A 26,231-nucleotide genomic window follows, 5' to 3' on the forward strand; every position below is an offset into this window, starting at 1 on the left:
CCGGCGGTTCGTTATTGGCTGGAAGCGAGCTTCTGGATACGCCCTTTGTCCAGACGGAACACCCCCTCGGTGCCGCCCTGGCGCTCGAAGTCGGTCTGGAGTTCGTCCCACGTACCCAGATATTTGCCGCATTCGGCACAATGGATTTGGGTAATGGGTTGAGCATCGATGGGGATCTGCAACCGGATCACACCGCAATACGGGCATTCCAATTTGTGATCCAGATACCTACCGGCGATCATCGCCCACCATCTCGCAATCGGCAGGTCTGCGCAAGCCGCCGATTCTTGTGCATGCCGCCAGGAGGCACAAGCGATTCTGGGGCAACGAGACGCAGCAACCAACGACTAAAAGCGCTTCGCCACGCCCTCCGACATCGCGCGCCCGCCTGTCTGTATCTTATGCAGAACGCGTTCATGACCGGCGAGACCATCCAAAACGATGGCTGGTGTGAGCGGGCGAGGCAGACGGCTGCCGTGCCGGGCCTTCGCGATGCAATGGCATTTTCGGCGCAACGCTAATATACATGACGCCCGAATGAGCAGCGCCTCCGCACACGAGGAATGCCATGCGAAGGGTCATCTTCACAGCCATGTGCATTGCCGCCGCAACAGGCGCCAATGCGCATGATTGGTACGAAGACAAGATTGACCCGGTAACGAGATTCAAGTGCTGCGGCAGTCAAGATTGCCGCGCCATCCCTCAGTCTTCGGTGCGGTCCAGAGCCGACGGCGGCTATACCTATTTGCCCGACGGTTTCAACATCCCGCGAGACCGGGTTCAGGAATCACCGGATGGCCAATATCATATCTGCGAAAACAACTACGTGATAACCAATCAGCCCTATTTGCGCTGCTTCTTCGCGCCGCGGCTCAAGGTTTCTCGGCTGGTCGCACGCTGAGGGGATGGCCGTTTTTCGGAAAGGCCCATCGACCGGCTCAAGCGGCGGCGTGAACTAGACGCCCGAGTGCCTCGCCCTGATGATTCTGGCTTCCCGCAACAGCGCAGGACGATCGCGTCCAACCGCTTTTATCAGCCTCCTGGCTTGCGCGTCCGAAATGCCTGTTTTCTGTTTCAGCAAAATGACGAGCTGCTTGTCGTCGATCCGGTTATGGGAACTGCTTTCGCCGGGTTCGGTCATTGTTGGATCCTCCTCCGACCGAACGGAAAGAAGCCCTGAAAGGTTTCATCGCGTTGTTGCTTTTCGTAGGCGATTGGTACCGCCGATCGCATGGCGGCAAATCAGCCTTCGCCAGGCCGTCTGAAACGGCAAAACGGCCTTTGGTCCTCAACTGCATCACATTTGCAGCGGTCGGCCGTTCCGGTCGGATGTCGGATTTGAGCGCATTGCAGACCGACGCCGGCCGCCTCCGTGCGTGCGCTGCTCTAAGCGGCCTCCGCATGCTTCATCAGGTAGCGCTCTGGCGTTCCATCTCCAATTCGGCCTTCAGGCTTTCGATGTCGCGAAAAATCGAGGCGACCGCCAGTGTGCGTCCCTTGCGCTTGAAACGCAGGAGGCAATCTTTGGCGGCGATGTCGCCTTCCACCGCGATCTCGTCCCATCGCTCCGCATGTCCAACGTAGTTGATCGGGACGTCATAATGCTGGCTCCAGAAGAACGGCACGGCAGTGTATTTCTCGCGCTGTCCGAGCATGTTCAGAGCTGCCGTCTGTCCGTGCCTTTCTGCGACCACCCAGTGCTCGACCCTGATGTATTCGCCGGAGTGGGCATCGGGCCATCGCGCAATGTCGCCTGCCGCGAAAATGCCCGGCGCGCTCGTCTCCAGAAAGGCGTCCACCATGATGCCGCGGTCGAGCCTGAGCCCAGCCTTTTCGGCAAGCCCGAGCCGCGGCCGCACGCCGATGCCAGCGACGATGAGATCCGCGGTCAGCGTAAGGCCGCTGCTCAGTTGCACGTTCGTGCCGTCGATGGCGGTCGCGGTGTCCTTGAGATGAAAGACGACGCCATTTTGCTCGTGGAGGCTGCGGATGAAGTCGCCCATCTGCGGCCCGAGGACCCGCTCCATCGGCCGTTCGTCGGGCGCGACGACATGAACTTCGATGTTCCGCGCACGCAGGGACGCGGCAACCTCGAGGCCGATGAAACTGGCGCCCAGCACGATGGCGCTGCGGGCCGTCTCGGCTTCCTCGATAATCGTGCTGCAGTCGGAGAGCGAGCGCAGCGTATGGACCTGTGGCTGATCGGCGCCCGGGATCATGAGGCGGACCGGTTCGGCTCCCGTAGCAAGCAGCAAACGGTCGTAGGCAGTTCGGTTCCCGTCTGCGTGCACGACCTCGCCGGACCGGACATCGATGTCGGCGACGCTGGCTTTGAGGCGCAGATCAATGCCGTTCTTGGCATAGAAGCTTTCCCGACGCAGCGGAACCCAGTCCGACGGCGCCTTGCCGGCGAGGTAGTCCTTGGAAAGGTTGGGGCGATCGACGGGCGGCGCCTCGTCGTCGCTGAGCATGACAATGCTGCCCTGATGGCCTTCGCGCCGTAGTCTTTCGGCGGCTGCGAAACCGGCCGCGCCGCCTCCGACGATCACGATTCTGCCGGCAAACTGGCCAGCGCCTCCGCTGCCGGGCGTTTGAGCCGCTCGCTTGCGCTTCTCGCCCACGAATATGCGATCGCCGCGATGTTCCACCGACCAGCAGGCGAGTGGACTGAACGCAGGCGCACGCACGGCTTCGCCGGTGCGCAAATCGAAGCAGGCGTGGTGCCACGGACATCGAACGGTATCCTCCACGACAAGACCGTCGACCAGCGGCCCGCCATAATGCGTGCACGCCGCTCCGATTGCGAAGACCTCTGTCCCGCGGCGCACCAACAGCAGCTGTTCATCGCCACAGTGACCGACCAGCTTTGCGCCATCGGCAAGGTCGGCTAGCGCAATGCCTTGGGCCAGATCCGGTCCGTTCGATTTAGAGTGGTCTTGAGCCATCTTCTTTCTCCCTGCGCTATTCGATTGGAGTCCGACCGAGCCAGACTGACTCCCGACGCTGGTTTGGGCAAATCAACGATCGCCTGGCCTGCTTTGCGCCAGTCGATGGGCAAAGTTCGAGGCCTGTCACGACATCGACACCCATCCTTTGGTGACCGTAGCGGCCGACGAATGATTTGATGGAGTTTCGTCAGATCGGTTTCCAAACGGACCCAAAGATTTTCGCAAACTCCCGCCACACCGGGGTAGATCGAAGCGCAGAGGCAGCGTGGGGAACAGTCCGTTCGGCTGGAGTTGTGGACAGCCTCGACCCCGATGGGGAGGCGGGCCGGACCGTCGCGCTCGCCTATCCATGACTGATGCGGCGTAAGTCGCTGAAATCCTTAACGCGATTTTCATTCCGCTCGTTTAGCCACTAGGCATGAGAAATTCCGACCAGCCCGGCCCAGGTTCAGCCCTTCAGGGGCAAAGCGAAGCCGTGGAAGCGGGAATTCTGCGGGATCAGTTCGCTGACCTGAAGAAGGGCCTTTTCATCTCGATGCCCATCGGCACCGTTCTCTCGGCCCTGATCCTGGCCGTGCAGATGCTCTCGGGCGGTGGCCCGGCGGCGGCGCTGTGGTTTGTGGCGGTCACCATCATCAACGGCGCCCGCATAGGACTGGCCCTCACCCAGCCGGAAATTGCCTTTAATGGGCCCGATGGCCGGTCGAGGCCGGTCGATGCGCGACTTTCCGTTTACGGGCTGTTAGCGCTGGCATCGGGCATCGCCTGGTCTTTTCTGGCCGTGCTGTCGGATGGATACACCACCCCCCAGGCGCCGCTCTATCTGATCGTGCTCGCCGGCCTGTCGGCCGGTTCGGTCACCTATGGTGCGTCATACGCGCCGGCTTCGATCAACTTCTTGACATTGCCGCTTCTGATCGCCGCAGGATGCGTGTTGGCGAAAGGCAATATCGAGAACTACGTCCTCGGCCTCACGGTCCTGCTTTTTCTTGGAGGCATGATCAGAAGCTCGCTGCTCGGGCAGACCCGCTTCAAGGAGACGAGCCGCCTCAAATACGAGGCGAGGGCGTTCGCGGCCCGGATGGAACGAAACTCCAGGTGCGATCCGCTGACGAACTTGCTCAACAGGCACGGGCTCGAGCACGCAATCGGCGAGATGGGTTTTTCCGACGGTCCGTTCGTGACCATGCTGATCGATCTCGACGGCTTCAAATCCGTCAACGACACCTATGGTCACAATATCGGCGACGACCTGCTGGTCCGGGTCGCGCGCAGGATAGAGAACCACGCGCCGCCGGGGGCAACGATCGCGCGCATCGGCGGCGACGAGTTCGTGCTGCTCTTTCCCGCCGCAAGCTCGCAGCACTCGATAGACGAGCTTGCGTCCTTGATCATCGCGGCCATCGCCAATCCGGATCCGGCATTGAAATCGGTGCGTGTCGGCGCCTCGATCGGTATATACGTATCGGAGACACCGCGACTGACGGAGATGCTGCTGCGCGCCGACTTCGCGCTTTACGCGGCCAAGCGCAGCGGCAGGAACGAATACTGCCTCTTCGATGCCGAGCTCGATCAGGGGCTCGAACGCAAGCACTGCATCGAGCGCGACCTGCGCGCAGCCATCGAGAGAGGCACGCTTTGCTCATGGTTCCAGCCCATCGTGCGGCTGGACGCGCAAGCGGTCGCCGGCTTCGAAGCGCTGCTGCGGTGGCAGCATCCGGTTCACGGCGCCATTCCCCCGCCGGAGATCGTGACAGCGGCACGCGAAACCGGTCTGCTTTCCTTGCTGACGGAGAAGGTCTTTCTCAATTGCTGCTCCATGATCGAGGAACTGGCGAGGAAAGGGCGCCAGGATGTGCGCGTTGCGATGAATCTGTCGCCGCGTGAACTCGAGGCAGGCAATGTCGACGATATGATACTGGACATCCTGAAGACGAGGAATGTCCCCGCGGCCATGCTCGAGATAGAGATTACCGAAGAGGCGCCCGTGGATCGCGCCCGGGTCGACGAAAAGCTGGAACGCCTGGCGGACGCGGGCATATCGATCGTGCTGGACGATTTCGGCACCGGCTTTTCGACCCTGGTTTCGCTGAAGGACAGTCGGATCCGCAAGATCAAGATCGACAAGGACTTCGTTCGCGATCTGGCCAAATCCGTGGAAGATCAGGCGCTGGTCAAGGCCGTCATCGATCTCGGACGAACGCTTGGCATAGAGGTCATGGCGGAGGGGGTCGAAACGGACGCCGATCGCCTGATCCTGCGCTCGCTCGATTGCATGATCGGGCAGGGCTTCCTCTTCTCGGCAGCGCTTCCCATGCACGATGCGCTGGCCTTCGAGCCGAGGCGTTTCGACACCTCTGCCGCCGCAAATGCCGCCTTTGATCCCGGGCAACTCCCGTCGCGCCGAACCGGCAGCGCCGCCTAAGGGGGTGGGCGGCTGCGGCTGCCCAACTCATGTGTCAGAGAGCCTCGAATGACCACTGTCGGCGACTTGGATGTCAGGCCGGCAGGCCGTTTTGCTTTCGCAGGCTCTTGTCGAAGGCGGATTCGGGAACGAAACGGCGCAGCAAGCTGATCTGGCGAGCCATTTTTCCGGCAGCATAGCGCCTCCGCGGAACGGAGGCGGTCGCCGCTTGCAAGACCGTCTTGGCCACGACCTCGGGCGCATCGCCTGTCTCGATGGCTTTCCGCAGAACCACATCCATGCCGGCGCGCGCGATGCCATAGATGTCCAGCAACTGATCGGGCCTGGCGAGATTTTCTTCAAATGACGTGCGGGTGTAGGCGGGCTCGACCAGCACCACGCGAATTCCGAACGAGCGCAGTTCATGGTCCAGCGATTCTGAATAGCCTTCGATCGCATGCTTGGTCGACGCATAGAGAGCGGAATAGGGAGCCGGAATCAGGCCCAGCACGGAACTCAAATTCACGATTCTGCCGCTGCGTTGGTGTCGCATTGTCGGCAGCACCGCGTTGGTCATCCGGATGACACCAAAGACATTCACATCGAAAAGCGCCTGAGCCTGCGCAGTCGAGGACTCCTCCGCGCCGCCAAGCAGGCCGATGCCGGCATTGTTGACCAGCAAGTCTATGCGCCCTGTTTCGGCCAGCACCTCTTCGACCAGCTTCGATACGGACGCGTCGTCGGTCACGTCGCCGGTCAGCATGGTAACGCCGTCGGACTGTTCGGAGATCGCGCGACGGCTGGTTCCGAACACGCGAAAGCCCGCGTTCCGGAGGGCTGCGGCTGTTGCGCGCCCGATGCCCGAGGATGCGCCTGTGACGAGGGCGACGCCAGGATTGGTCTTTTCCATGAGATCACTTTCTTGCGGCTGGAGTGGGGAAATCGGAAGGCCGAAACAAAAGCCGCAGCCAGGGAGCGGCTCGACCGTTCATGCCTGTCCGTCCCAGCGCCGGAACAGCGCGCTGGCGTTCACACCTCCGAAGCCAAACCCATTGGAGATCGCGTAGTCCATTTCCATTGGCCGGGCTTGGTTCGCGACGAAGTCTATGCCGTCGCCGGCCGGATCGGGCGCGCCCAGATTGAGGGTTGGCGGCGCCACCTGGTCCCTGAGCGCCAATATCGTGAAGATCGCGCCGAGCCCGCCGGCAGCGCCGAGCAGGTGTCCGGTCGCCGACTTGGTCCCGCTGACGGCGATCGAGAAATCCGCGCCGAAGACCCTTTTGATCGCTTCGATTTCTCCCAGGTCGCCCACCGGCGTGGAGGTCGCATGCGCATTGAGGTGGCGGATGTCGCGTGGCGAGATGCCGGCCTGGGCAATCGCGATCTCCATCGCACGTCGCGCGCCATCGCCGTCCTCGGGGCCGGAAGTGACATGATGGGCATCCGCCGTGGTGCCGTAGCCGACGACCTCGGCGAGCGGTTTCGCGCCGCGAGCCAGCGCATGGCTCAATTCCTCGATGACCAGGATGCCGGCGCCTTCGCCCATGACGAATCCGTCCCGCGACATGTCGAACGGACGAGAAGCTTGATCGGGGCGGTGATTGAAGGAGGTCGAAAGCGAGCGTGCCGCTGCGAAGCCGCCCAAGCTGACTGTGTTCATGCATGCCTCGGTGCCGCCGCACAAAGCGATATCGGCCTCATCGGCGCGGATGATGCGAGCCGCATCGCCGATCGCCTGGATGCCGGCGGCGCATGCGGTTACCGGCGCGCCGATGTGGCCTTTGAAGCCGTAGCGGATCGAGACGTGGCCAGCCGCGAGGTTCACCAGGAAAGACGGCACCGTAAACGGTGAAAGGCGCCGAACGCCGCGCTGGTCGACGGTCCGTACCGCCTCGGTGATGGCGGGAAAACCTCCGACACCTGAAGCGATGATCGTCGCCGTGCGAACCCGATCCTTTTCCGAGGCCGGTTTCCATCTCGCCTGGGCAAGCGCCTCTTCTGCAGCGGCCAGCGCGAACAGGATGAAGCGGTCGACCTTGCGCTGATCCTTCGGCGCCAGGAAACCGTTCGGATCGAGGCCGGCTTGGGGATCATCCTCCAGGGAAGGAACCACGCCGCCGATCTTCGCCGGCAAATCTTCCACCACCTCGTCCGCAAGCCTGCGGATACCAGAGCGGCCGGCCAGGAGACGCGACCAGGACGTCTCGACATCCGCCGCAAGCGGCGTGACCGCGCCCATGCCCGTTACAACGATCCGTCGCATCTATTCTCCTATCAATCCCGGTCGTCAGTCCCGCGCGGTTCAAGCCGTGACTGCGTCGCGAACCTGTTCGGTGGCCGCATCCAGAAAGGCCTGAGCGAGGTCGGGGTCGTTGACGACGCGCGACAACGTCAGCGCGCCGACCATCGTCGAAAGAATGGCCATGGCCTTGCTGTTGGGCTCGTCTACGTCGGTCGCGGCGATCAACCGGCCGATGATTTCGAGATACTGCTTGATGCCGGCTTCGAACGACCCTTTCACCTCGGCCCGCTGCCTGGCGGCATCCGAGCCGAGCGCCGCGACCGGGCAGCCGTCCATCCTTTGCTCGCGATGGCCCATGCTGAGGTAAAATGCCATCACCGCCCCAAGCGGATCGCTGGGATTGGCTGCGGTCGCTGTCGCCCATCGGGCAGCCGTACTCTCCACCGCCCGTCTGGAAGCCTGTGCGACCAAGTCCTCCTTCGACGCGAACTGCTTGTAGAAGGCGCCTTGGGTCAGCCCGGCACCCTTCATCAGATCCTTGAGGCCGATGCCGTCGAACCCATGTTCCCGAAAAAGGCGGCTGGCCACGTCGATCACGGTCTGCCGGTTCTTCTCAGCCTGAATGCGGCTCACGCGCATGATCGGCCTCCATATTTAGATTGCGTACGAAATCTATATGCCATTTAGAGACTGAGCGCAATCTAATTAAGGATCCGGGATAGGCGGTTCGTCGGGCGTAGGTTTGCGGCAGGCCAGATGCGCCCGCCGACCGGGATTCCGTGAGCTTCTCCTTGCCGGGCCACCGCGAACAGCTCTACGCGCTCTCGAGATCCGGCGGGGAGGTGACGGTCTCGACCGTGGGCGACATGCAGATGAGCGCAACGCTGCCGGACTACCCCGCCACGGATCGCGGCCTGGCAAGCTGCCGGACAAGAGTCTCAGAGCGTTGGCCAGGACCTAACAAAAGACGCGTGGACCAGAGGACCTATTCGAAGGCTATTCTCGAACTCAATTCCCAATCGGCAGCGTCCCGGCGAACACCGCCGTCGCCGGCCCGAATCGCCGGCGTTGGGCGTCACCGCCGTGCGAAGCTGAAGGCGAAATGGCTGCCGCGATGATAGACAGCGGCATAGACGACCGGTGTCCCGGTCGCATCGAAACAGGTTTCAGTAATGAGCAGCGCCGGCCCGAAATCGCGCAGGTCGTTGCGCTGCACGATTTCGTCCGGCAGCGTCACGGCTGAAACCGAGGCGGCCGACATACGCGGCTGATGGCGGTGTTTCTCCAACAGCGCGAGCAGCGAACCACTCCATTCGATGTCGAAAAGGCGGCCGGGCAAAAGGCTGCGCGGCACGTAATCCAGCGAGTAGATGAGGGGCACGTCGTTGTGCAGCCGCAGCCGTTCCAGTCTTATGACGCGCTCTCCGTCGGCCAGCCGCAATTGCTGCTGGATCACCGGATCGGGCGGTTCCTCGGCGATCGACAGAACCTTGTTGATGGTGTCGTAGCCGTAATGGCGCGACATGTCGGTCACGCTTTCGAACATCGTTATCGGCCGGTCGACCTGCACGGCAGAGTTCGCCGTGACAAAGCGGCCGAGGCCGTGGGTGACGGAAATGGCGCCGTCCTGTTCGAGAAGTTTCAGCGCTTCGCGCAGGGCAGGGCGCGAGATGCGGAAGCGCTGCGTCAACTGCGACTCGGTCGGCAGCCGGTCGCCGGGCTTGAGCCCCTCGCTTCTGATCAGGTCGGCAAGGCGGTCGCGGAGCTGGACCGCCAGTGTGCGCGCATCCCGAAGCGGCTCGTCCAAGTCCGTGATCCCCATAGTGCCAACTCTCCTTTTGTTGTCGGACAATCGCGGCTAGGTCAAGCGGGGGCATGTCGTGGCGCCTCACTTGCTGCATACGCAATTGGACCGGAGCCGGTCCGCAAGATTTCTCTTGAAATGCGCTCAGCAAGATGTCAGTTGTCTTACAACAGATGCGATCGAGGGAACGATGCTCAATTTCGACGAAGCCCGGTTTGTACGCATTCAATCGGGGGCGGTGGCTTTGCGGGAGCGCATCGAAACCGCCGTTGCGCAATGTCTCGCCGCCGGGGCTCAAAACATCTTCTTCCTCGGCACCGGGGGCGCGGCGATTCTGATGCATCCGGCCGCACAATTGCTGCAGCGCCGGTCCGGCTTTCCCGCCTTCGTCGATATCACTGCCGAGCTGCAGCTTGCCCAATCCGTGCACCTGACCGAGAAATCGATCGTCGTGCTGCCTTCGCTCTCGGGCACCACCAAGGAAAGCGTGGGGCTGCTGGCTAGGATCAAGGAGATCGGAGCGACGGTGATCGCGCTGGTTGGGCATGAGGAGACGCCGCTCGGCAGGGGCGGGGACCACGTCTTCGTCAACTTCGCTGAGGACGACACCTCCTGCGAGTCCTTCTACCTCCAGTCGCTGTTCATCGCGCTTTCGGTGCTGAAGCATCGCGGCGAGCTGGCCGAATCCGAACGGATTTTCGCCGAGCTGGCGCAGTTGCCGCGATTGCTGCTGGAGGTGAAGCGGAGCTATGAAAAGCAAGCCGCCGACTTCGCCCAAAAACTGGCCGCCTCCGACTATCACATCATAACCGGCGCCGGGAACGTCTGGCCGCAGGCTTGGTATTACGGCATGTGCATCCTGGAAGAGATGCAATGGATCCGGACCCGTCCGGTGCATGCCTCCGATTTTTTCCACGGCACGCTGGAGCTGGTGGAAAAAGACGTGAGCGTTGTTCTCTTCAAGGGCGAGGACAGCGCCCGGCCGCTGGCCGAGCGGGTCGAGAATTTCGCAGCTAACTACACGGACAAGACGACGGTGCTCGACACGGCCGCCTTCGAACTGCCCGGCATTTCTGCGGACGTGCGCGCGCTGGTTTCGCCGGTCGTGCTGGCCACCGCCCTCGAACGCGTCAGTGCTCATCTCGAGGTGATCCGCAACCACCCGCTGACGACGCGCCGCTACTATAAACGCGTAGCCTATTGAGCGCGTGCCTTTAGCGGCGTAGCAGAGGGGATATGACGGCTCAATTTCGATTTGCCGCCGTCGGCGACAATTGCACTGACCGCCTCGGCTTGCCGATCGGGCGCTCGCTGGTCGGCGGCAACGCGCTCAACGTCGCCGTCCAGCTCGCCCGGCTTGGCAATAGGAGCTTCTATTTCGGTGCCGTTGGCCGCGACGCCGAAGGCGAGCGCACCCGCGCCGAGCTCGAAGCCAATCGGGTCGTGGTCGACCACCTGCGACTCGGCGACCGCAACACCGCCTGGACCGACATCAAAGTGTTGCCGTCAGGTGAGCGGCTGATCGCCGCCGAGGATTTCGGCGCCTGCGCCGGATACGCGCCGCACGAGGCCGAACTTGCCATCATGGAGGCGATGGATCACGTCCATATCGGCTGGCTGGATGACGGCGGCGCCTTGCGCAGGCGCCTGTCGCGGGCAGGCGTCAGCGTCTCGCAGGACATTTCGGTCAACGCCGATCCGGCCAATCTCGGCGTCGAGGGCCTGAGCATAGCCTTCTGCTCGACCGGCGAACCCTATGGTGCCGCGGCGGCGATGGCGGTGGACCTTCTGTCGCGCGGCGCAGGCTGCGCCGTCGTCATGCGCGGTGCCGAGGGATCGATGGCGGTGACGGCCCGCGAGCGCGCCGAGACCGGCATCCGTCCGGTCGAGGTCGTCGACACGACCGGCGCCGGCGACAGTTTCATTGCCGGCTTTCTCCACGCCTGGCTGGCCAAAAAGCCGCTGTTGCAATGTCTCGAAAGCGGCCGCGACCGCGCCGCGCTGACCTGCTGCCATCTCGGCGGCTTCCCCCAGGAGGGAATGCCGCACTGACGTTCAGCGCTTCAGCGAGCGCCCGAACCGTTCCTCGATGCGGGACTGCAGGAATTCGAGCCCGATCGACAGCAGCCAGTAGATCATCGAGGCGGTGATCAGCATCTCGATGTGCCGGAACTCGGTCTGGCCCTGCGTGCGCGCCAGATACATGATCTCCCATACGCCGACCACCGAAATCAGCGAGGAATCCTTCAGCATCGCGATGAACTGGTTGCCGGTCGGGGGAACGATGACGCGCATCGCTTGCGGCAGGATCACCAGGAACATCGTCTGGTTGGGGCTGAGGCCAAGCGCGGTGGCGCCCTCGGTCTGGCCGCGCGGAATGCTTTCGATGCCGGCGCGGAAAATTTCGGTCATGTAGGCGCCGTAGCAAAGCGACAGAGCCATGATGCCGGCGGGCACGGCCCCGATCACGTAGCCGACCTGCGGCAGGCCGAGATAGATGATGTAGATCTGCATCAGCAACGGCAGCCCGCGGAACAGCGAGGTGTAGAACGTTGCCAGGCCATAGACGACGCCGTTCTTGGAGAGCTTGGCTATGGCGCCGATGAAGGCGATGACCGTGGCGATGGCGATCGAAATGGCGGAGATGTAGAGCGTCGTCACCACGCCCTGCGAGACGAGGAAGCCGATCTTCCTGCCAATGAAAGAGAACGACAGGTCGAAGGAATAGAAGAACAGCATCAGCAACACGAACAGCTCGATCCACACCGCCACGATCTGCTGTTTGCGCCCGAGTTGCTGCAGGGCTTTCCAGTTGGCCGCCGCGATCAGCGCGATCAGCACCGCCGAAACGCCCCGCGCTGCCGCGGGATTGGCGGCAAGCCATTCGAGGGAGCTCGGAACCAGCTTGCCGATCCAGTCGGCTTTGATGCCAAGCCCGTAGAGGCCTGCAGCGAACGCGGCGAGCGCCAGGCACATGCCGATGCGACGCGCGGCGTCCGGATAATTGAGCAGCAGTCTGCCGATCACCTGTCGATCTCCCTGTGGTCAGCGGGGGCGTTCGCGCCACCAATCCTGCGCCTGTAGCTTCCAATAGGTGAGTTGCGCCGCGGCAAGCCCAACCGGCCCGCCCGCCCAGGTCAGTCCGAACCGTTCGAACAGCCGGTAACGGTCCGACTGGCCGAGTATCGCCTCGGCCACCACCTTGCCGGCCATGGCGGTGGTGTTGATGCCATGGCCGCCAAACGCCGTGAGATACCAGACGCCTGGCTGCAGCTGTCCGATCTGGGGCATCAGGTGCCGGGCGTAGGCCATCAGCCCCGACCAGGCGAGTTCGGTCTTGAGCGCAGCGAGCTGAGGATAGGTTCCGACCATCTCCCGGCGCAATTCCCTGGCCAGCGCCGCCGGCGAAGCGGCCCGCGTGGTGATGCGTCCACCCCAGAGCAGCCGCCGCCCGTCTTCCACGACGCGGTAGTAGTCGCCGGCGCGGCGGCTATCGCCTATGCCGTCGGTCGTCGCGATGGCGCTGGCGATGAGCTCCGGGGCCTCCTCGCTCAGCATCACATAGGTCGCAATCGGCAACATGGCCCGCCTCAACTGGCCGAGCAGCCGTCCTGTGTAGCCGCCGGTGGCGAACACCGCCTGCCGCGCGCGTACTTCGCCGTTTGCTGTGCGCATGGTCTTTTGCGGGCCGTCGAGTCTCGCCTCGACGGCGCTCGTCGCCTCGTGGATCCTGCCGCCCAGCCTCTCGATCTCCTCGGCGACGGAGCGCAGATAGTTGAGCGGATGCATGTGGAAGGCGTTGGCGTCGCGCAGGCCCTGATAGTAGCGCTCGGACTGCAGCACCGCGCGCACCTGGTCACGCTCGAGATATTCGAGCGGATAGTCGAAATCCCGCGCCAGCCGTTCGGCGTGGGCCTTCAGTTCGGCGCCGCCGTCATGGCGAAGCACGCCGATAATTCCGGGGCGAGGCTTTGCCGTCTTGATGTCGAGATCCTTGATCGTCTGGCGCACGAATTCGACGCCTTCGATCGACAATCGGTGCAGCTTCTGTGCCGCCGCGGCGCCGGCCATCGCGGCGATATTGTCGCTGCCGGTGGCGAAGCCGGGGCTGACGAAGCCGCCGTTGCGGCCCGAGGCGCCGAAGCCGACGCGCTCGGCTTCGAGCAGGACGACCTCGCGCCCGGCGCGCGCCAGCTGCAGCGCCGTCGTCAGACCGGCCAGTCCGCCGCCGACAATGACCGTGTCGCATTCGGCCAGACCGGCCAAAGGTGGTCTGACCTTCTCGTCGGCAAGCGTGCGGCGATAGTAAGTATCGGGATAGGTCATGATGAATCGCATGAGAGCGGGCGGCCTTCAAAGCCGCCCGCGACGAACGTCATTCGGCGCTGTAGTTCTTGCCGTACCATTTGGTGGTCAGCGTGGCGAGTGTGCCGTCTTTTTTCATCTGGTCGATGATGCCGCCGATCTTGGTGGTCCACTCGGCGTCACCCTTGTCCGCGATCACCACCAGCGGCTCGCGGAAGGCGTAGTCGCCCTCGAGGATGCGCAGCGGATACCCGTTCTTGATGGCGTTCTGGGCGGTCTGCTCGGGCGCGATGACTGCGTCGAGCCGCACGCCGTCCCCAAGTCTCAAATCGTCGAATGGCAGCATGGAATCGGCAAAGGTCCGGATCTCGCCCGGTTGCAGCTTATATTCGACTGGCGGAAGGCCCGGAGCGTCGATCTCCAGCTGACGGCGGATGAAATCTTCCGAAGTGGTGGCGGTTTCGACACCGATCACCTTGCCGTTCAGGTCGTTCACGGACTTCGCCTTGCTGTCCTTGTGGACCACGTAAACATAAGGGCTGTAATAATAGATGCCGGCGAAATCGATCACCTTGGCCCGGGCCTTGGTCGGCGTTACCGAGCCGACGCCGAGGTCGTAGCGGCCCTGCCAGTGGCCGCCGGTCATTGTGGCCCAGTCGGGCGTCTCGAAGCTGACCTCCACGCCCAGACGCTTGGCGATGTCTTTCGAGACGTCGATATCAAAACCCACCAACTGGTTGCTTTCGTCGAGAAAGCTCTGCGGCGGCCAGCCGCTGTTGGTCGCGACCACCATGGCCTTCTTGGATGTGACGCGATCCAGGGTTTCTCCCGCTCGCGCTGCCGACACGAATGCGAGCGCGCCGGCAGCCAGCGCGAAACAAGCGATCAATCTCCTCACGAAACCTCCCTCTCGTATGTAAGATGTCTGACAACACAATTGTCCGGAAGGGGCAGGGCGAGTCAAGCATCTTTTGTCGGGCATTGCCGAGTTCAGCCTGCAATGAGCGTCCACTGCTCGGCGCTCTTGCCGCCCCCGGCCCCAGGCTCAACTCCGATGCCGAAGCGCCTCGACGACGACTGCCATCGCCGGAGAAAGTTGCCGCCGGCTCGGATAATAGAGGTGATAGCCCGGAAAGGGCAGGCTCCAATCGTCGAGCACGAGCGTCAGCCGCCCCTCCGCGATGTGGCGGCTGACGAGGTTTTCCGGGACATAAGCGATGCCGTAGCCGCTTAGCGCCGCATCGATCATCGGCAGGGTCGAGTTGAAGGTCAGCTGGCCATCGACCCGGACCCGAAGCTCGCGGCCCTTCTTCTCGAACTCCCAGGCATAGAGCCCGCCAAACGTCGCCTGCCGCAGGCCGATGCAGTCATGCCCGACCAGATCCTGCGGTGTCCTCGGGACTGGGCGGCGGGAAAAATAATCCGGCGAGGCGATGGCCACCAGCCGCCAGTCGGGGCCGATCCGCACCGCGATCATGTCCCGGTCGACGCTCTCGCCAAGTCGCACGCCGGCGTCGAAGCGCTCCTCCACGATGTTGCGCATGCCGTTGTCGCTGTAGAGCTCGACGCGCAAGTCGGGATAGTCGCAGAGCATCGGCTCGAGCTTCGGCCAGACCGTCGTCTCCAGCGCATGGTCGGACAGCGTGATGCGTACCGTGCCAGCGGGCTTGTCCCGGAAGGCGACCAGACCCGCGAGATCGGCCTCGATCTCCTCGAAGCGTGGGGCGAGCGACTGGTAGAGCCGCTCGCCGGCTTCCGTCGGCGCCACGCTTCGCGTCGTGCGCGTAAGCAGGCGAACGCCGAGGCGGGCTTCCAGCTGCTTGATGGTGTGGCTGAGCGTCGACTGTGACGTGCCGAGTTCCGCCGCTGCCCTGGTGAAGCTGCGCTCCCGGGCGACAGCCAGGAACCACAGCAAATCTTTCATGTCGCCGCGCTGCATGGAGAACCTCCTGGTCGATTTATATCACAGGTCGATAAGTCCATACGGATTATCTGCTCTAATCGAATTGGTTGCACTGCAATATCTTCCGGGCAGGTCGCGGCGGCCGTGGCCGATTCCGGCGCCCCGCTTGCAAGGATGCCCCCGAATGGAAACCACTTACGACACAAGGCTTGTCGAAGACCGCGCCATGCGGGGCGCGGTGCTCTCGATGGCGCTTTGCGTTTCGGTGCTCATCGCCTCGGAGTTCATGCCGGTCAGCCTGCTGTCGCCGATCGCGACCGATCTCGGTATCACCGAGGGTCGGGCGGGCCAGGCGATCTCGATTTCGGGCATTTTCGCTGTCGTGACCAGCCTGCTGGTCGCCGGCCTGACGCGCCGCATCGATCGCAGGCTGGTAGTCACCGGCTTCACTGTGCTTCTCATCGCGTCCGGGCTTGCCGTCACCTTCGCCTCCAACTACGCGTTCCTGATGGCCGGCCGCGCGCTGCTCGGCATGGCGATCGGCGGCTTCTGGTCGATGTCGACCGCGATCGTCATGCGCCTCGTCCCCGAGGAGCAGGTCCCTAAGGGCCTCGCCATGCTGAACGCCGGCAACGCCGTCGCGGCCACCATTGCCGCGCCGCTGGGCAGCCTGCTTGGGGCCTATGCCGGTTGGCGCGGCGCGTTCTTCCTGGTCGTGCCGCTCGGGTTCCTGGCGCTCGTCTGGCAGTGGCTCAGCCTGCCACCGCTCCCGCCGCGCCGGCGAAAGCGGCCGGGCAACAGCCTAGCTCTTCTCGGCCGTCCTCCGGTCGCCATCGGCATGGCATCGGTCATGATGCTGTTCATGGGCCAGTTCGCGCTCTTCACCTATCTGCGTCCCTTCCTCGAAAGGGTCACCCAGGTCGACGTCGCGACGCTTTCGGCGATCCTGCTGGTCATGGGGCTCGCGGGCGTCGGCGGCACCTGGTGCATCGGCCGGCTGCTGCGCGCGCGTCTGTTCAGCATCCTGATCGTCATTCCGCTGGTCATGGCCGTGCTTGCGCTCGCGCTCATCGCCCTCGGCGCAATACCCCTTCCCACGGCCCTGCTGCTTTTCGTCTGGGGTTTCTTCGGCACGGCCGCGCCCGTCGGCTGGGGCACTGGCTCAGCCGCACGCTGCCTGAAGACGCGGAGGCCGGCGGCGGGGTTGCAGGTGGCCGTCATCCAGCTTGCCATTACCGGCGGCGCTGCGATCGGCGGCACGCTTTTCGACACGGTCGGCTGGTGGGGAGCCTTTGCCTTCGGCGCGGCGCTGCTTTGCGGAGCGGCGCTCGCCGCGTTCGCCGCATCGCGCATGGGCGGGAGGGCCGTGCCATGACGACCGGCCATCCCAAGCTCAGTCGCCGCGCATTGCTCGGCGCCGCGCTCGCATCAACGCTCCTGCCGCGGCGCGCCCGCAGCCAGCAGGGCAGGGGCCCGGCCAGCCAGGAACCCGCCGACATGAAGATCAGAATGACATTCGATGGCCGAACCATGACGGCCACGCTCTACGACAATCCTTCGGCACGCGATTTCTTTTCCATGCTGCCGCTCGATCTCACGATCGACGACTACGCGCGTAACGAGAAGATCGCCTATCTGCCGCGCAAGCTGACCGAAGAGGGCAGCGGCCCGTTCGGCAACGAGCAGCCCTATGACCTCTGCTACTTCGTGTCCTGGGGCAATCTGGCGATGTTCTACGCCGACTACCGCCATCCCGGGCTGATCAGGCTCGGCCGCTTCGACGGGGGCGAAGAGGCCCTGCACATACGCGGCGAGTTCCCGCTGCGCATCGAACGCATGTGAGAACGCAAAGGAGATCACCATGGACATTCTTCGCGCTGGCACGAGGCCGTCCGGCAAGGGGCCGTCCGACTGGTTCACCGGCACGGTCCGGATCGATCCGCTCTTCAATCCCTTCGATGCCGCGCGGGTGCAGGGCGCGCAGGTCACCTTCGAGCCCGGCGCCCGCACCGCCTGGCATACGCATCCGCTGGGGCAGACGCTGATCGTTGTCTCCGGCCGTGGCCGCGTGCAGCGCGAGGGCGGGCCGCTCGAGGAGATCCGCCCCGGCGACGTCGTCTGGTTCGCGCCCGGCGAGAAGCATTGGCACGGCGCGTCGCCCGAGACGGCCATGACCCACATTGCCCTCCAGGAGGTCAAGGACGGCAAGGTCGTGGACTGGCTGGAACATGTCAGCGACGCCGACTACGGCGCCTGATCACCGATCGAACGAAAAGGAAAGCAAAATGCTCGCAACTGTTCTTCATAAGCCCGGCGATATCCGCTGCGAGGAAATCGAGGACCCGAAGATCCTTCGCCCGACGGACGCCATCATCAAGCTCTCGGCGAGCTGCATCTGCGGCTCGGACCTGTGGCCGTATCGCGGGCTGCAGCCGATCGATCGCCCGATGCATATGGGCCACGAATATTGCGGCATCGTCGTCGAGGTCGGCGCGGAGGTGCGCAACGTGCGCCCCGGCCAGTTCGTCGTCGGCTCCTTCTGCCTCTCCGACAACACCTGCCCGCATTGCCGCTTCGGCTTCCAGTCTTCCTGCGTGCAACGCGAGTTCATGTCGGGCGCGCAGGCGCCTTATGCCCGCGTGCCGCTGGCCGACGGCACCCTGGTGGCGACTTCCGAGGTTCCGCCGGCCGACCTGGTGCCTGACCTGTTGGCCGTCTCGGATGTGCTCGGCACCGGCTGGTATGCGGCGGATGCGGCCGAGGTGCGCGAAGGATCGACCGTTGTCGTCGTCGGCGACGGCGCCGTCGGCCTGATGGGCGTGCTCGCGGCGAGCGAGATGGGCGCGCAGCGCATCATCGCCATGAGCCGGCACGAGAGCCGCCAGAAACTCGCGCGCGAATTCGGCGCGACCGACATCGTGGCCGAGCGCGGCGAGGAAGGCATCGCCCGCATCAAGGAACTGACCGCGGGCGTCGGCGCGGACTCGGTGCTGGAATGCGTCGGTACGGCCGAATCCTTCGACCAGGCGCTGGCCTGCTCGCGCCCCGGCGGCACCATCGGCTATGTCGGCGTGCCGCATGGCGTGAGCTTCGACGGCCAGAAACTGTTCTTCGGCCAGAAGCGCATGCTGGGCGGCCCGGCGCCGGTGCGCCGCTTCCTGCCCGACCTGATGGAGCGCGTGCTCAAGGGCAGGATCAAGCCCGGCAAGGTTTTCGACCTCAAGCTGCCGCTGACCAAGGTCGCCGAAGGCTACCGCGCCATGGACGAACGGCGCGCGATCAAGGTCATGCTCGAGGTCTAGGCGCCGGCGATGGTCGCGACGGGCACTGCAGCCGATGAAAGCCGGACGATGGCGAGATTGGTGCCGATCATGGCGGCGATCTTTGCCGGCTTCCTGCTCATCGGCCTGGCGCTGCCCGTCCTGCCGCTGCATCTGCATGACAGGCTCGGCTTCGGCCCGTTCGCCGTCGGGCTGGTGACGGGCAGCCAGTTCGTCGCCTCGCTGCTGTCGCGCATTGGTGCCGGAAACTATGCTGATCTGCGTGGCGGCAAGCGCGCCGTCGTGGTCGGCCTTGTCGCCGCCGCGCTGGCCGGGCTTATCTATCTCGGCTCGCTGGCCTTGCTCGCTCAGCCGACCGCGTCCGCGACGGTGCTCTTCGTCGGCAGGGCGGTGCTGGGCGCGGCCGAGAGCTTCATCATCACCGGCGGCGTCGCCTGGGGCCTGGCGCTTGCCGGCGGACAGAACCCCGGCAAGGTCATCGCCTGGATCGGCATGGCAATGTTCGCGGCGCTGGCGCTCGGCGCGCCGATCGGGTCCGCGCTCTATGAAGCCGGGGGCTTCGCCGCGATCGCTCTTGCCACAATGGTCCTGCCCCTTGCAACACTGCTCGCCACTCTACCGATGCGCGGCGTCAAGGCCGCCGGCAGCGCCGCGCCGCAGTCCTGGACGAGCGTCGCGCAAGCGGTCTGGCTTCCGGGCGTCGGAGCAGCCCTCAGCAGCCTCGGCTATGGCGCGATCCTGTCCTTCGCAGCGCTGCTCTTTGCCGAGCGCGGCTGGCATCCGGCGTGGCTTCCCTTCACCGCCTATGCGGCATCGCTGATCGCGGCAAGGCTGTGCTTCGGCCACCTGCCGGACAGTCTCGGCGGCGCCCGCGTCGCCGCCATCTTCGTGGTGGTCGAGGCGGCGGGCCTTCTATCGATCTGGCTGGCGCCGGGGCCGCTCGTCGCGGTAATCGGAGCGGGCCTGACCGGGCTCGGCTACTCGCTGGTCTATCCGGGCCTCGGCACCGAGGCGGTCGCCCATCTCCCCGCAAGCAGCCGCGGCCTTGCCATGGGACTCTACACCGTCTTTCTCGACGTGGCGCTCGGCTTCGGCAGCCCGGCGCTCGGCCTGATCGCCGCGTCCGCCGGGCTGCGGTTCGTCTTCCTCGCCGCCGCCGCGGCGGCACTTCCGGCTTTGGCCATCGCGCTCTTGCTTCGCCGCAGGTCAGCCCGGGCAAGGATGTAACGGAAAGCGCGCCGCCGCTAAGCCGTCTCTGCAGGTCGTCAGATCGGCTCTTCGGTCAGCCTCAGTGCCGGGGCACTTCGGCCCACAACCGGGCGGCAAAGCCGCGCTTGTCGAGCACCCAGGTCTCGCCGGTCACCACCGCCTTGCCGTCCAGACATTTGTAGGAATAGAGCGCGTCGTGACCGGTCGCGAAGGCTGGCACGACGTCGGCATTCGGGTTGGTCCTGCAGAATTCGTCCGCGCCGGGATTGTCGCGCGCGGCGTTCATTTTGGCGCAGGGCAGGTTTGCCCCGACGAAGCAGGCCAGCACCTTGCCGTTCATGCAGCGGTAGTTGGCCTGCGCCTGCAGTTCCGATTCCGCCGGCGCGCCCTTGGCGTCCGGAAAGAGCTTCTTGAACGCCTTGACCGTGCCGCCGTAGAGCTCGTGCGAGTAGGCGCGGATCGTATCGTCGTTCTTCACCTGGCGGCACAGTCGATGGAGATTTTGGCCCTTCGCCGCGCTGCCTGAAGCGAGGACCGGGAAGGCGGATGCCGCAAGCAGCACCGAAACGAAAACGCCGATGGTCGAAAGGCAAAATGCACGCATTTTGAACTCCTCGGGAAGGGCGCGCGGCCATTGCCGGTGTCGCGCATGGGATGCCGGCAACCTCCCGCAGCTTGACCGCTGCGATGCCGGGAAGCAATCCGGGTCGCTCGTGCCGCGATCGTGCGTCGCCAACCTCTGGAACCAAGGCTGTCCCCACGGGTTGAGTTCGGCCGAGGTCGCAAGGCGTTGCAAGCGGCACTTATGGAGGGCCCGGATTTGAGCATTGTCGAGAGCATCAAGAAAGCAGCGGAGAAGCTGACTGGGATCGCAAGACCGGGCACGTCCAGGCTCGCGGATCTAGTAAGGCAGAGGAAAGCCAATGCATTCCGCTTCAAGGACGACGGCCTGGTTCCGAACCATCCGTCGTGGCCGCTGATCGTTTACCGCGGCGCCGTGACGTTGCCGGACGATCTCGATCCGGCAGCCGTCTTCGAGGAGCTATTCAAGGCGAATGGCTGGGGCGACAGCTGGCGCAACGGCATCTACGACTATGTCCACTACCACTCGCGCACCCATGAGGTGCTGGGCATTGCGCGCGGCACGGCCAAGGTGCGCTTCGGCGGCGACAAGGGCCGCGCGCTCACGGTCAAGGCCGGCTACGTCGCGGTCCTGCCGGCCGGCACCGGTCACCAGCGGCTCTCGGCTTCCGACGATTTCCTCGTCGTCGGCGCCTATCCGCCCTCCGGCACCTATGACGAATGCACCAAGCCCGAGAAGCACGCGGAAGCGCTACGCATGATCCCGAAGGTGAGCCGGCCGCGCAACGACCCGGTCTATGGGCCCGACGGACCATTGCTGAAGGCGTGGGGCGAACGCTGAATGTCAAGCGTCCTCGCCATCAAGCGTGGCCATCCCCACCTACGCCTTCAACAAGAAACAGCGGCCGCCGATTTGCAGGCGTAGCGGCGCGCTTTCGCCTACGGATATTGCGTCTTCTTCGGCGCGTAGGTTGCCGGATCGAAATCCAGCTCCTTGGGCAACGGCTGGCTGGAGCATTGCAGGTGCACCTGGCGGGCAAGAAGCCGTCGCTGTTGCTGCTCATGCTCCTTCACCGCCGCCACCATCCCCATGCTGTACGGGCCGAGCAGCACGCCAAAACCCCAGCCGGGATGCTCCTTTTCGCGCACGTCGTAGTCCGAGGCCGCAATGCGGGCCTGCTGGCATTCCGGCGAGGCCCATTTCGGGTCCTGCTGCGACAGCTTCGCTCCGTAGTCGACCGGAGAGGTCACGCATCCAGCCAGCGCCGCGCTGAGCGCGAGGATCATTGCGATTCGCATCCGCAAGCCTTTCCTAATGTGCGGGCGAGAAAACACACACGGAGGCTTCGGGCAAGCGTCCGTCGACGGGAACCAAAATCGCTTTCGAGCTGCAACCGGCCTGCGGGACGCGCGTTGTCGAAGCAGCTTACCTCATGGAGCCCACACCAATGCCCGCCAAGCGTTTCTCTCAGCCCGTCGCAATCTTCGTCGGGCTCGGCTTTCCGCGCGAGATAAACACCGTCTTCGAGGCCTATCAGTTTCTCGACGAATGGACGGGCAGCCGCAGCCCGACCTACGCAACGACCCTCGCGCTGTGCCGGGCGGCGGTCGCGGGTGAACAGGATGCCGAAGCCGCACGCGTCGCCTTCGAAGCGTTCGCGAGGTCGCGCGGCATTCTCGCTGCCGAAGCAATGGAACTGGCCGCGGCGCGTGCCGCGCAGGAATGGATGGCGGCGTGATCGATCGCTATCGATCTGTCAAAACTTCCGGCTGACATAAGGCGATCCGCCGAGGCCGAACCGCCACTGCGCCTGCACGCCCTTCGTGATACCGATCCTGCGTCCGCTCAGGATAGCGGCCGCGTTGGTTTCCGAGGCGGCAAACTCGAAGGGCGGCGCGATGAGCGACAGGCCGTTATGCGAGCCGTCGACGCCCATCGCCTGGCAGAGCTTGCCCGGGCCGGAGCAGAGCAGCCTGTCATCGTCGGTTCCCCGCCTGTCGCGCATGGCGGCGATGCCGGACTGCGGATGGATCGCGCGGATCAGCACCGCGCTGCCCGGCAAGCACACCGCGTTCAGGCACCAATGCAAGCCGTAGGAGCGATAGACATAGGCCGTGCCGGGGGCGCCATACATCGGCGCGTTGCGCGGCGTGCGGCCGCGATAGCTGTGCGAGGCCGGATCGTCGGGGCGATAGGCCTCGGTCTCGACAATGATGCCGCCGACGCCGGCGAGGCCGAGTCGCGCGCCGATCAAGGCGCGCGCCACAGTTACGGCTTCGCGCGCGAAGAAATTGTGGTGCTGGTCGGCGTGAGCGCTAGGCGGCATGGCGGTCAACGCTCGTCAGATAGGCCATAATCATCCTGCGGCACTGGCCCATCGCGCGTTCGCCGGCGACGCTGGCCGGGTGCCGTTCGATGGCGGGGTGGACCACGTTCTCCAGGAGCGTCTCGATGAGCGCCGCCGCATCGCACAGATCGAGGTCGGGCGCGATCTCGCGCCGGTACCGCGCCAGCTGGTTTTTGATGATCCGGTCGCCGACCTCGCGGACCTTTTCCGCGCGATAGCGCCGCGCCAGCGAAGAACCCCAAGCGGGTTCCGCGCGGCTATTGCCTGCGCTGCCGTGCCGGGATTCAAATCCTCGGACCTGCCGAACGATCGACGGCCCTGCTCGCGACGGCAAACACAATCCGCGCCAAGGCAATCCCAATGAGCCCGGCCGCCGCTTTCACGAGCGCATCCTGGAGCCGGGCATGCCGGCCGGGATCGACCGCCTGCAGCAATTCCAATAGGCCGGCCGCGGCGCAGACAAACAGCATTGCGTGCATCAGGCGGGCGCGGAATCCGAAGGCCAAGGCAAGGCCGAACAGGGCATAGGCCAGTGCGCGTTCCATGTTCGCCTCACCGAGATGCGGGCGCATTTGGACGGGTGAGAGGGTGGCAAACGTGATGGCCGCCAGCAGCACGAGGGCGGTAAGACGGGAGATCGAGGTCATTCCCCGCTCATACAAGCGGCAAGCCGGCATAACAATACAGGGCGCTACGCGGCACACGCAAACCGCCAGCGAAAGCTGTCCGGCCGGCCTGCGCACCGTCTCAGTTCAGCGTGTCATGGAAAAGGTGAACTGCCCTGTCTCTCTGTTCCGACGCAATTCCGGCCGGAGAATGCGCCTCCTTTCCAGCCCGCTCACCCCAGCAGATTGCGCGCCGCGCGCATGAAGATCTTCGAACCGATCGGGATCAGGTCGTCCGGGAAATCGTAGTCGGGATTGTGCAGCGCCGGGTAGCGCTCGCCGGCTCCGAGGAAGAACATCGCCGACTTGGCGCTGTGGCCGAAGATGCCGAAATCCTCCGAGGCGCGCATCGGCAAGGCTTCCTCGCCGCGCGACACGCCTTCCTCATCCAGCGCGCGCTCGAGATGCTCCACCGCGTCCGGCGCGTTGACGCTGGCCACGAAAATCTCGTGGTAGTTGTGGCGGACGGAAAGGCCGTGTTGGGCGGCGATTCTTGCCGCCAGCGCCTCCGCCGCTGCAACCAACTCCGCCATGCGCTCGTCGCGGCGGGTGCGCAGCGTCGCCCACACCTCGGCATAGCCGGGCGCGATGCCGAACACCGCTTCGCCCATCGAGCAATGGGTGACGGTGACCATGGCGAAATCGTCGACGGCGAAGGTGCCGCGCCCGAGCGTCGGCAGCTGCGGCATCAACTCACTGACCGCCAGCATCGGCGAGCTGCCGGTTTCGGGCATGGAGGAATGCGCGGTCTTGCCTTCGAGCACGATCCGCATGCCGCGCGAGGCGCAATTCACCACGCCGGGTTTGAGCCTCACTTCGCCGAACGGCACGCCCGGCAGATTGTGCAGCGAGAAGGCGAAGTCAGGCTGGATCTCGGAAAAGCGCGGATCGGCAACGACGCCCGCCGCGCCATTGCCGGTCTCTTCCGCCGGCTGGAACATCAGCACCACGCGGCCGCGCGCCGGCCTCTGGCGCCCGAACTGGCGGCCGAGCGCAGCCAGGATCGCTGTGTGCCCGTCATGGCCGCACATATGCGACTTGCCCGGCACCTGCGAGGCATGCGCGACGCCCGAAAGCTCATGGATCGGCAACGCGTCGAGCTCGGAGCGAAACAGCACCGTCGGCCCGGCTTGCCCGCTGTCATAGACCGCCGCCACGCCATGGCCGCCGAGCCCGGTCAGCACCTTGTCCGGCCCGGTATCGGCGAGGAAGTCGACGACCTCCTTCGCCGTATTCTCCTCTTCGTTGGAGATTTCCGGCTGCCGATGCAGCTTGCGCCGCCATTCCGTCAGCTCGACCAGGTCTCGGTTGGTCAGGGTCACGTTCGTCTCCGCGTGGTTTGCAGCTCACACAAACACAATAGGGTTCTGCTCGCGCGGTGCCATGCCGATCAATTCAAATAGTCCATGGGCGAATTCGCTGACGCAGCTTGACACATCCAGCGACTATCCCAACGATTTCCGTTGCCAAAGCTCAAAGCGCTCCTAGTCGCGGCGCGCTTGGTCGTGGGGCGTAGAAATGAGCGGTGCGGGCGAAAACCTCGATCTGCAGGAAATCAACGCCATTCGTGCCTTGCTGGCGTCGAGGCCGCGGCCGGTGGGCTGGGATGAACGCCGGGCGCGGCTCGACGAGGTCGGCTCGTCCTGGCCGGTCGCGGGCGATATACGATGCGCGGCGGTGGTCTTCGACGGCCTCGCCGCGGAGTGGTCCCTGGCGCCCGGGTCCGGCACGGACAAGGTGCTGCTCTTCTTCCATGGTGGCGGTTACTGCTCCGGCTCGATCAAAAGCCATCGTCGAATGGTGACAGAGGCCGGCCGGGCAATGAGAATGCGCACGCTTGCGGTCGGCTATCGGCGCGCCCCGGAACATCCCTTTCCCGCGCAGCACGAAGACGCGCTCGCGGCGTGGCGCTTCCTCGCCGAGCAAGGAATCGCGCCGGATCGGATCGTTGTCGGCGGAGACAGTGCCGGCGGCAATCTCAGCCTGTCACTGGTCTGCCGGTTGCGCGCGGCGGGCGAGCGGTTGCCCGGCTGCCTTTGGTTGGTCTCGCCCTGGACGGATCTTTCGATGTCCGGCACGACATTGTCAGCCAAGGACGCGATCGACCCCATCATCCACCGGGCCTATCTGGAGGAATTGGCGGGCGCCTATGTTCCGCATGATGTGGACCGGCGCGATCCGCTGATCTCGCCCTTATTTGCCGATCTGACCGGATTTCCTCCAATGCTGATCCAGGTCGGTTCCGCCGAGACGCTGCTGTCGGACGCGACGCGGCTCGCCGAGGCCGCCGGCATAGCGGACGTCGAGGCACGCCTCGAAATCTGGCCGCATATGATCCATGCGTGGCCGGTCTGGAATGCGCAATTGAGCGCCGGGCGGCGCGCGCTTCTGAGCGCGGGCAGGTTTGCCCGCGAATTTGTGTAGCCACCGGCGGCCAGGCAGGATTGGCATGTTCCCGACCTGACCGCTTTGATGCCGCGCCTGGCAGCTCGATGTCCCGCCCACTCGCGCCCTGCATTTCGACCATTCAGGTAGAGCTT

The 26,231-nt window shown here is 64.6% G+C and carries 28 protein-coding genes and 1 pseudogene; 13 read left to right on the forward strand and 16 right to left on the reverse strand.

Annotation, left to right across the window (positions count from 1 at the left end; genetic code table 11):
* On the forward strand, positions 1-521 hold a 521-nt coding region (locus tag EOA49_RS33065; RefSeq protein WP_206520174.1), incomplete at its 5' end, for a hypothetical protein.
* A gap of 47 nt (positions 522-568) precedes the next feature.
* Positions 569-901 carry a hypothetical protein gene (locus tag EOA49_RS13530; RefSeq protein ID WP_127215351.1) on the forward strand — a complete coding sequence of 111 codons (333 nt, stop codon included), beginning with the start codon at positions 569-571 and terminating at the stop codon, positions 899-901.
* Positions 902-955: 54 nt separating this feature from the next.
* Here the strand turns inward: EOA49_RS13530 and EOA49_RS13535 are convergent, their stop codons facing one another.
* Positions 956-1,141 (reverse strand): hypothetical protein, encoded by a 186-nt coding sequence (locus EOA49_RS13535; RefSeq protein ID WP_066992988.1) that lies wholly within the window; start codon positions 1,139-1,141, stop codon positions 956-958.
* A gap of 268 nt (positions 1,142-1,409) precedes the next feature.
* Entirely contained in the window at positions 1,410-2,945 is a 1,536-nt protein-coding gene (locus EOA49_RS13540; RefSeq protein ID WP_127241399.1) for an FAD-dependent oxidoreductase, read from the reverse strand.
* Positions 2,946-3,423: 478 nt separating this feature from the next.
* Here EOA49_RS13540 and EOA49_RS13545 point away from each other — a divergent pair, with 478 nt between their 5' ends.
* Entirely contained in the window at positions 3,424-5,373 is a 1,950-nt protein-coding gene (locus EOA49_RS13545) for a GGDEF domain-containing phosphodiesterase (RefSeq protein WP_245460641.1), read from the forward strand.
* A 73-nt stretch (positions 5,374-5,446) separates the two neighbouring features.
* Here EOA49_RS13545 and EOA49_RS13550 read toward each other — a convergent pair whose 3' ends face one another.
* The 4 genes from EOA49_RS13550 to EOA49_RS13565 form a co-directional block, all read right to left on the reverse strand.
* Complete coding sequence (locus tag EOA49_RS13550; RefSeq protein ID WP_127241397.1) at positions 5,447-6,262, reverse strand: oxidoreductase; 816 nt, start codon at positions 6,260-6,262, stop codon at positions 5,447-5,449.
* A gap of 78 nt (positions 6,263-6,340) precedes the next feature.
* Positions 6,341-7,615 (reverse strand): beta-ketoacyl-ACP synthase II, encoded by a 1,275-nt coding sequence (gene fabF, locus EOA49_RS13555; RefSeq protein ID WP_095824610.1) that lies wholly within the window; start codon positions 7,613-7,615, stop codon positions 6,341-6,343.
* Between the two features lie 39 nt (positions 7,616-7,654).
* Positions 7,655-8,233, reverse strand: coding sequence for a TetR/AcrR family transcriptional regulator (locus tag EOA49_RS13560; protein ID WP_095801489.1), 579 nt, complete (start codon positions 8,231-8,233; stop codon positions 7,655-7,657).
* Between the two features lie 436 nt (positions 8,234-8,669).
* The gene (locus EOA49_RS13565; RefSeq protein WP_127243191.1) at positions 8,670-9,401 is read right to left on the reverse strand and encodes a GntR family transcriptional regulator; all 732 of its coding nucleotides are present in this window, start codon (positions 9,399-9,401) and stop codon (positions 8,670-8,672) included.
* 187 nt (positions 9,402-9,588) lie between these two features.
* On the opposite strand from EOA49_RS13565, the gene EOA49_RS13570 reads away from it, so the two are divergent.
* Both EOA49_RS13570 and EOA49_RS13575 read left to right on the forward strand, forming a co-directional pair.
* On the forward strand, positions 9,589-10,602 hold the full coding sequence (locus EOA49_RS13570; RefSeq protein WP_127241892.1) for an SIS domain-containing protein: 1,014 nt from the start codon (positions 9,589-9,591) through the stop codon (positions 10,600-10,602).
* Between the two features lie 32 nt (positions 10,603-10,634).
* Positions 10,635-11,450 (forward strand): PfkB family carbohydrate kinase, encoded by an 816-nt coding sequence (locus EOA49_RS13575; RefSeq protein ID WP_127241891.1) that lies wholly within the window; start codon positions 10,635-10,637, stop codon positions 11,448-11,450.
* 3 nt (positions 11,451-11,453) lie between these two features.
* Here EOA49_RS13575 and EOA49_RS13580 read toward each other — a convergent pair whose 3' ends face one another.
* The 4 genes from EOA49_RS13580 to EOA49_RS13595 form a co-directional block, all read right to left on the reverse strand.
* Positions 11,454-12,425, reverse strand: a complete 972-nt coding sequence (locus EOA49_RS13580) for an amino acid ABC transporter permease (protein ID WP_127241890.1) — start codon at positions 12,423-12,425, stop codon at positions 11,454-11,456.
* A gap of 18 nt (positions 12,426-12,443) precedes the next feature.
* Positions 12,444-13,724, reverse strand: a complete 1,281-nt coding sequence (locus EOA49_RS13585; protein ID WP_127243192.1) for an FAD-binding oxidoreductase — start codon at positions 13,722-13,724, stop codon at positions 12,444-12,446.
* Positions 13,725-13,773: 49 nt separating this feature from the next.
* Complete coding sequence (locus EOA49_RS13590; RefSeq protein WP_245460644.1) at positions 13,774-14,601, reverse strand: transporter substrate-binding domain-containing protein; 828 nt, start codon at positions 14,599-14,601, stop codon at positions 13,774-13,776.
* Between the two features lie 147 nt (positions 14,602-14,748).
* Entirely contained in the window at positions 14,749-15,642 is an 894-nt protein-coding gene (locus EOA49_RS13595; protein WP_067321853.1) for a LysR family transcriptional regulator, read from the reverse strand.
* A 148-nt stretch (positions 15,643-15,790) separates the two neighbouring features.
* Here EOA49_RS13595 and EOA49_RS13600 point away from each other — a divergent pair.
* From EOA49_RS13600 to EOA49_RS13620, 5 genes and pseudogenes are all read left to right on the forward strand, one after another.
* Positions 15,791-16,981, forward strand: a pseudogene (locus EOA49_RS13600) (MFS transporter).
* On the forward strand, positions 16,978-17,448 hold the full coding sequence (locus tag EOA49_RS13605; protein ID WP_127241650.1) for a cyclophilin-like fold protein: 471 nt from the start codon (positions 16,978-16,980) through the stop codon (positions 17,446-17,448). The pseudogene EOA49_RS13600 and the gene EOA49_RS13605 overlap by 4 nt, the downstream one beginning before the upstream one ends.
* A 19-nt stretch (positions 17,449-17,467) precedes the next feature.
* Positions 17,468-17,863 carry a cupin domain-containing protein gene (locus EOA49_RS13610; protein WP_127215226.1) on the forward strand — a complete coding sequence of 132 codons (396 nt, stop codon included), beginning with the start codon at positions 17,468-17,470 and terminating at the stop codon, positions 17,861-17,863.
* Between the two features lie 28 nt (positions 17,864-17,891).
* Positions 17,892-18,908, forward strand: a complete 1,017-nt coding sequence (locus EOA49_RS13615; RefSeq protein WP_095824605.1) for a zinc-dependent alcohol dehydrogenase family protein — start codon at positions 17,892-17,894, stop codon at positions 18,906-18,908.
* Between the two features lie 9 nt (positions 18,909-18,917).
* Positions 18,918-20,114, forward strand: a complete 1,197-nt coding sequence (locus tag EOA49_RS13620; protein ID WP_127241651.1) for an arabinose transporter — start codon at positions 18,918-18,920, stop codon at positions 20,112-20,114.
* 61 nt (positions 20,115-20,175) lie between these two features.
* Here the strand turns inward: EOA49_RS13620 and EOA49_RS13625 are convergent, their stop codons facing one another.
* Complete coding sequence (locus tag EOA49_RS13625) at positions 20,176-20,700, reverse strand: hypothetical protein (protein WP_127241652.1); 525 nt, start codon at positions 20,698-20,700, stop codon at positions 20,176-20,178.
* A 216-nt stretch (positions 20,701-20,916) separates the two neighbouring features.
* On the opposite strand from EOA49_RS13625, the gene EOA49_RS13630 reads away from it, so the two are divergent.
* Complete coding sequence (locus EOA49_RS13630) at positions 20,917-21,519, forward strand: cupin (RefSeq protein ID WP_127241653.1); 603 nt, start codon at positions 20,917-20,919, stop codon at positions 21,517-21,519.
* Between the two features lie 98 nt (positions 21,520-21,617).
* Here the strand turns inward: EOA49_RS13630 and EOA49_RS13635 are convergent, their stop codons facing one another.
* The gene (locus EOA49_RS13635) at positions 21,618-21,977 is read right to left on the reverse strand and encodes a hypothetical protein (RefSeq protein ID WP_095778929.1); all 360 of its coding nucleotides are present in this window, start codon (positions 21,975-21,977) and stop codon (positions 21,618-21,620) included.
* 149 nt (positions 21,978-22,126) lie between these two features.
* On the opposite strand from EOA49_RS13635, the gene EOA49_RS13640 reads away from it, so the two are divergent.
* Complete coding sequence (locus tag EOA49_RS13640; protein ID WP_095783366.1) at positions 22,127-22,417, forward strand: DUF982 domain-containing protein; 291 nt, start codon at positions 22,127-22,129, stop codon at positions 22,415-22,417.
* Positions 22,418-22,435: 18 nt separating this feature from the next.
* Here EOA49_RS13640 and EOA49_RS13645 read toward each other — a convergent pair whose 3' ends face one another.
* The 4 genes from EOA49_RS13645 to EOA49_RS13660 all read right to left on the reverse strand — a co-directional run bounded on the left by EOA49_RS13645 (position 22,436) and on the right by EOA49_RS13660 (position 25,013).
* Positions 22,436-23,005, reverse strand: a complete 570-nt coding sequence (locus tag EOA49_RS13645; protein WP_127241654.1) for a DNA-3-methyladenine glycosylase — start codon at positions 23,003-23,005, stop codon at positions 22,436-22,438.
* Positions 22,995-23,360 (reverse strand): hypothetical protein, encoded by a 366-nt coding sequence (locus EOA49_RS13650; RefSeq protein ID WP_127243190.1) that lies wholly within the window; start codon positions 23,358-23,360, stop codon positions 22,995-22,997. Before EOA49_RS13650 ends, EOA49_RS13645 begins: the two co-directional genes overlap by 11 nt.
* Positions 23,311-23,673, reverse strand: coding sequence for a VanZ family protein (locus tag EOA49_RS13655; protein WP_067321824.1), 363 nt, complete (start codon positions 23,671-23,673; stop codon positions 23,311-23,313). Before EOA49_RS13655 ends, EOA49_RS13650 begins: the two co-directional genes overlap by 50 nt.
* Before the next feature lie 191 nt (positions 23,674-23,864).
* On the reverse strand, positions 23,865-25,013 hold the full coding sequence (locus EOA49_RS13660) for an amidohydrolase (protein WP_127240205.1): 1,149 nt from the start codon (positions 25,011-25,013) through the stop codon (positions 23,865-23,867).
* A gap of 196 nt (positions 25,014-25,209) precedes the next feature.
* Here EOA49_RS13660 and EOA49_RS13665 point away from each other — a divergent pair, with 196 nt between their 5' ends.
* Entirely contained in the window at positions 25,210-26,115 is a 906-nt protein-coding gene (locus EOA49_RS13665; protein ID WP_127240204.1) for an alpha/beta hydrolase, read from the forward strand.
* Positions 26,116-26,231 lie beyond the last annotated feature (116 nt).

The organism is Mesorhizobium sp. M1A.F.Ca.IN.020.04.1.1 (assembly GCF_003997315.1).
In the GTDB taxonomy this organism is placed as follows: Bacteria; Pseudomonadota; Alphaproteobacteria; order Rhizobiales; family Rhizobiaceae; genus Mesorhizobium.

Coding starts and splice junctions, on each gene's coding strand:
- EOA49_RS13530 (WP_127215351.1), top strand. CDS start 569: ATGCGAAGGGTCATCTTCACAGCCATGTGCATTGCCGCCGCAACAGGC.
- EOA49_RS13535 (WP_066992988.1), bottom strand. CDS start 1,141: ATGACCGAACCCGGCGAAAGCAGTTCCCATAACCGGATCGACGACAAG.
- EOA49_RS13540 (WP_127241399.1), bottom strand. CDS start 2,945: ATGGCTCAAGACCACTCTAAATCGAACGGACCGGATCTGGCCCAAGGC.
- EOA49_RS13550 (WP_127241397.1), bottom strand. CDS start 6,262: ATGGAAAAGACCAATCCTGGCGTCGCCCTCGTCACAGGCGCATCCTCG.
- fabF (WP_095824610.1), bottom strand. CDS start 7,615: ATGCGACGGATCGTTGTAACGGGCATGGGCGCGGTCACGCCGCTTGCG.
- EOA49_RS13560 (WP_095801489.1), bottom strand. CDS start 8,233: ATGCGCGTGAGCCGCATTCAGGCTGAGAAGAACCGGCAGACCGTGATC.
- EOA49_RS13570 (WP_127241892.1), top strand. CDS start 9,589: ATGCTCAATTTCGACGAAGCCCGGTTTGTACGCATTCAATCGGGGGCG.
- EOA49_RS13575 (WP_127241891.1), top strand. CDS start 10,635: ATGACGGCTCAATTTCGATTTGCCGCCGTCGGCGACAATTGCACTGAC.
- EOA49_RS13585 (WP_127243192.1), bottom strand. CDS start 13,724: ATGACCTATCCCGATACTTACTATCGCCGCACGCTTGCCGACGAGAAG.
- EOA49_RS13595 (WP_067321853.1), bottom strand. CDS start 15,642: ATGCAGCGCGGCGACATGAAAGATTTGCTGTGGTTCCTGGCTGTCGCC.
- EOA49_RS13605 (WP_127241650.1), top strand. CDS start 16,978: ATGACGACCGGCCATCCCAAGCTCAGTCGCCGCGCATTGCTCGGCGCC.
- EOA49_RS13610 (WP_127215226.1), top strand. CDS start 17,468: ATGGACATTCTTCGCGCTGGCACGAGGCCGTCCGGCAAGGGGCCGTCC.
- EOA49_RS13615 (WP_095824605.1), top strand. CDS start 17,892: ATGCTCGCAACTGTTCTTCATAAGCCCGGCGATATCCGCTGCGAGGAA.
- EOA49_RS13620 (WP_127241651.1), top strand. CDS start 18,918: ATGGTCGCGACGGGCACTGCAGCCGATGAAAGCCGGACGATGGCGAGA.
- EOA49_RS13625 (WP_127241652.1), bottom strand. CDS start 20,700: ATGCGTGCATTTTGCCTTTCGACCATCGGCGTTTTCGTTTCGGTGCTG.
- EOA49_RS13635 (WP_095778929.1), bottom strand. CDS start 21,977: ATGCGAATCGCAATGATCCTCGCGCTCAGCGCGGCGCTGGCTGGATGC.
- EOA49_RS13640 (WP_095783366.1), top strand. CDS start 22,127: ATGCCCGCCAAGCGTTTCTCTCAGCCCGTCGCAATCTTCGTCGGGCTC.
- EOA49_RS13645 (WP_127241654.1), bottom strand. CDS start 23,005: ATGCCGCCTAGCGCTCACGCCGACCAGCACCACAATTTCTTCGCGCGC.
- EOA49_RS13655 (WP_067321824.1), bottom strand. CDS start 23,673: ATGACCTCGATCTCCCGTCTTACCGCCCTCGTGCTGCTGGCGGCCATC.
- EOA49_RS13665 (WP_127240204.1), top strand. CDS start 25,210: ATGAGCGGTGCGGGCGAAAACCTCGATCTGCAGGAAATCAACGCCATT.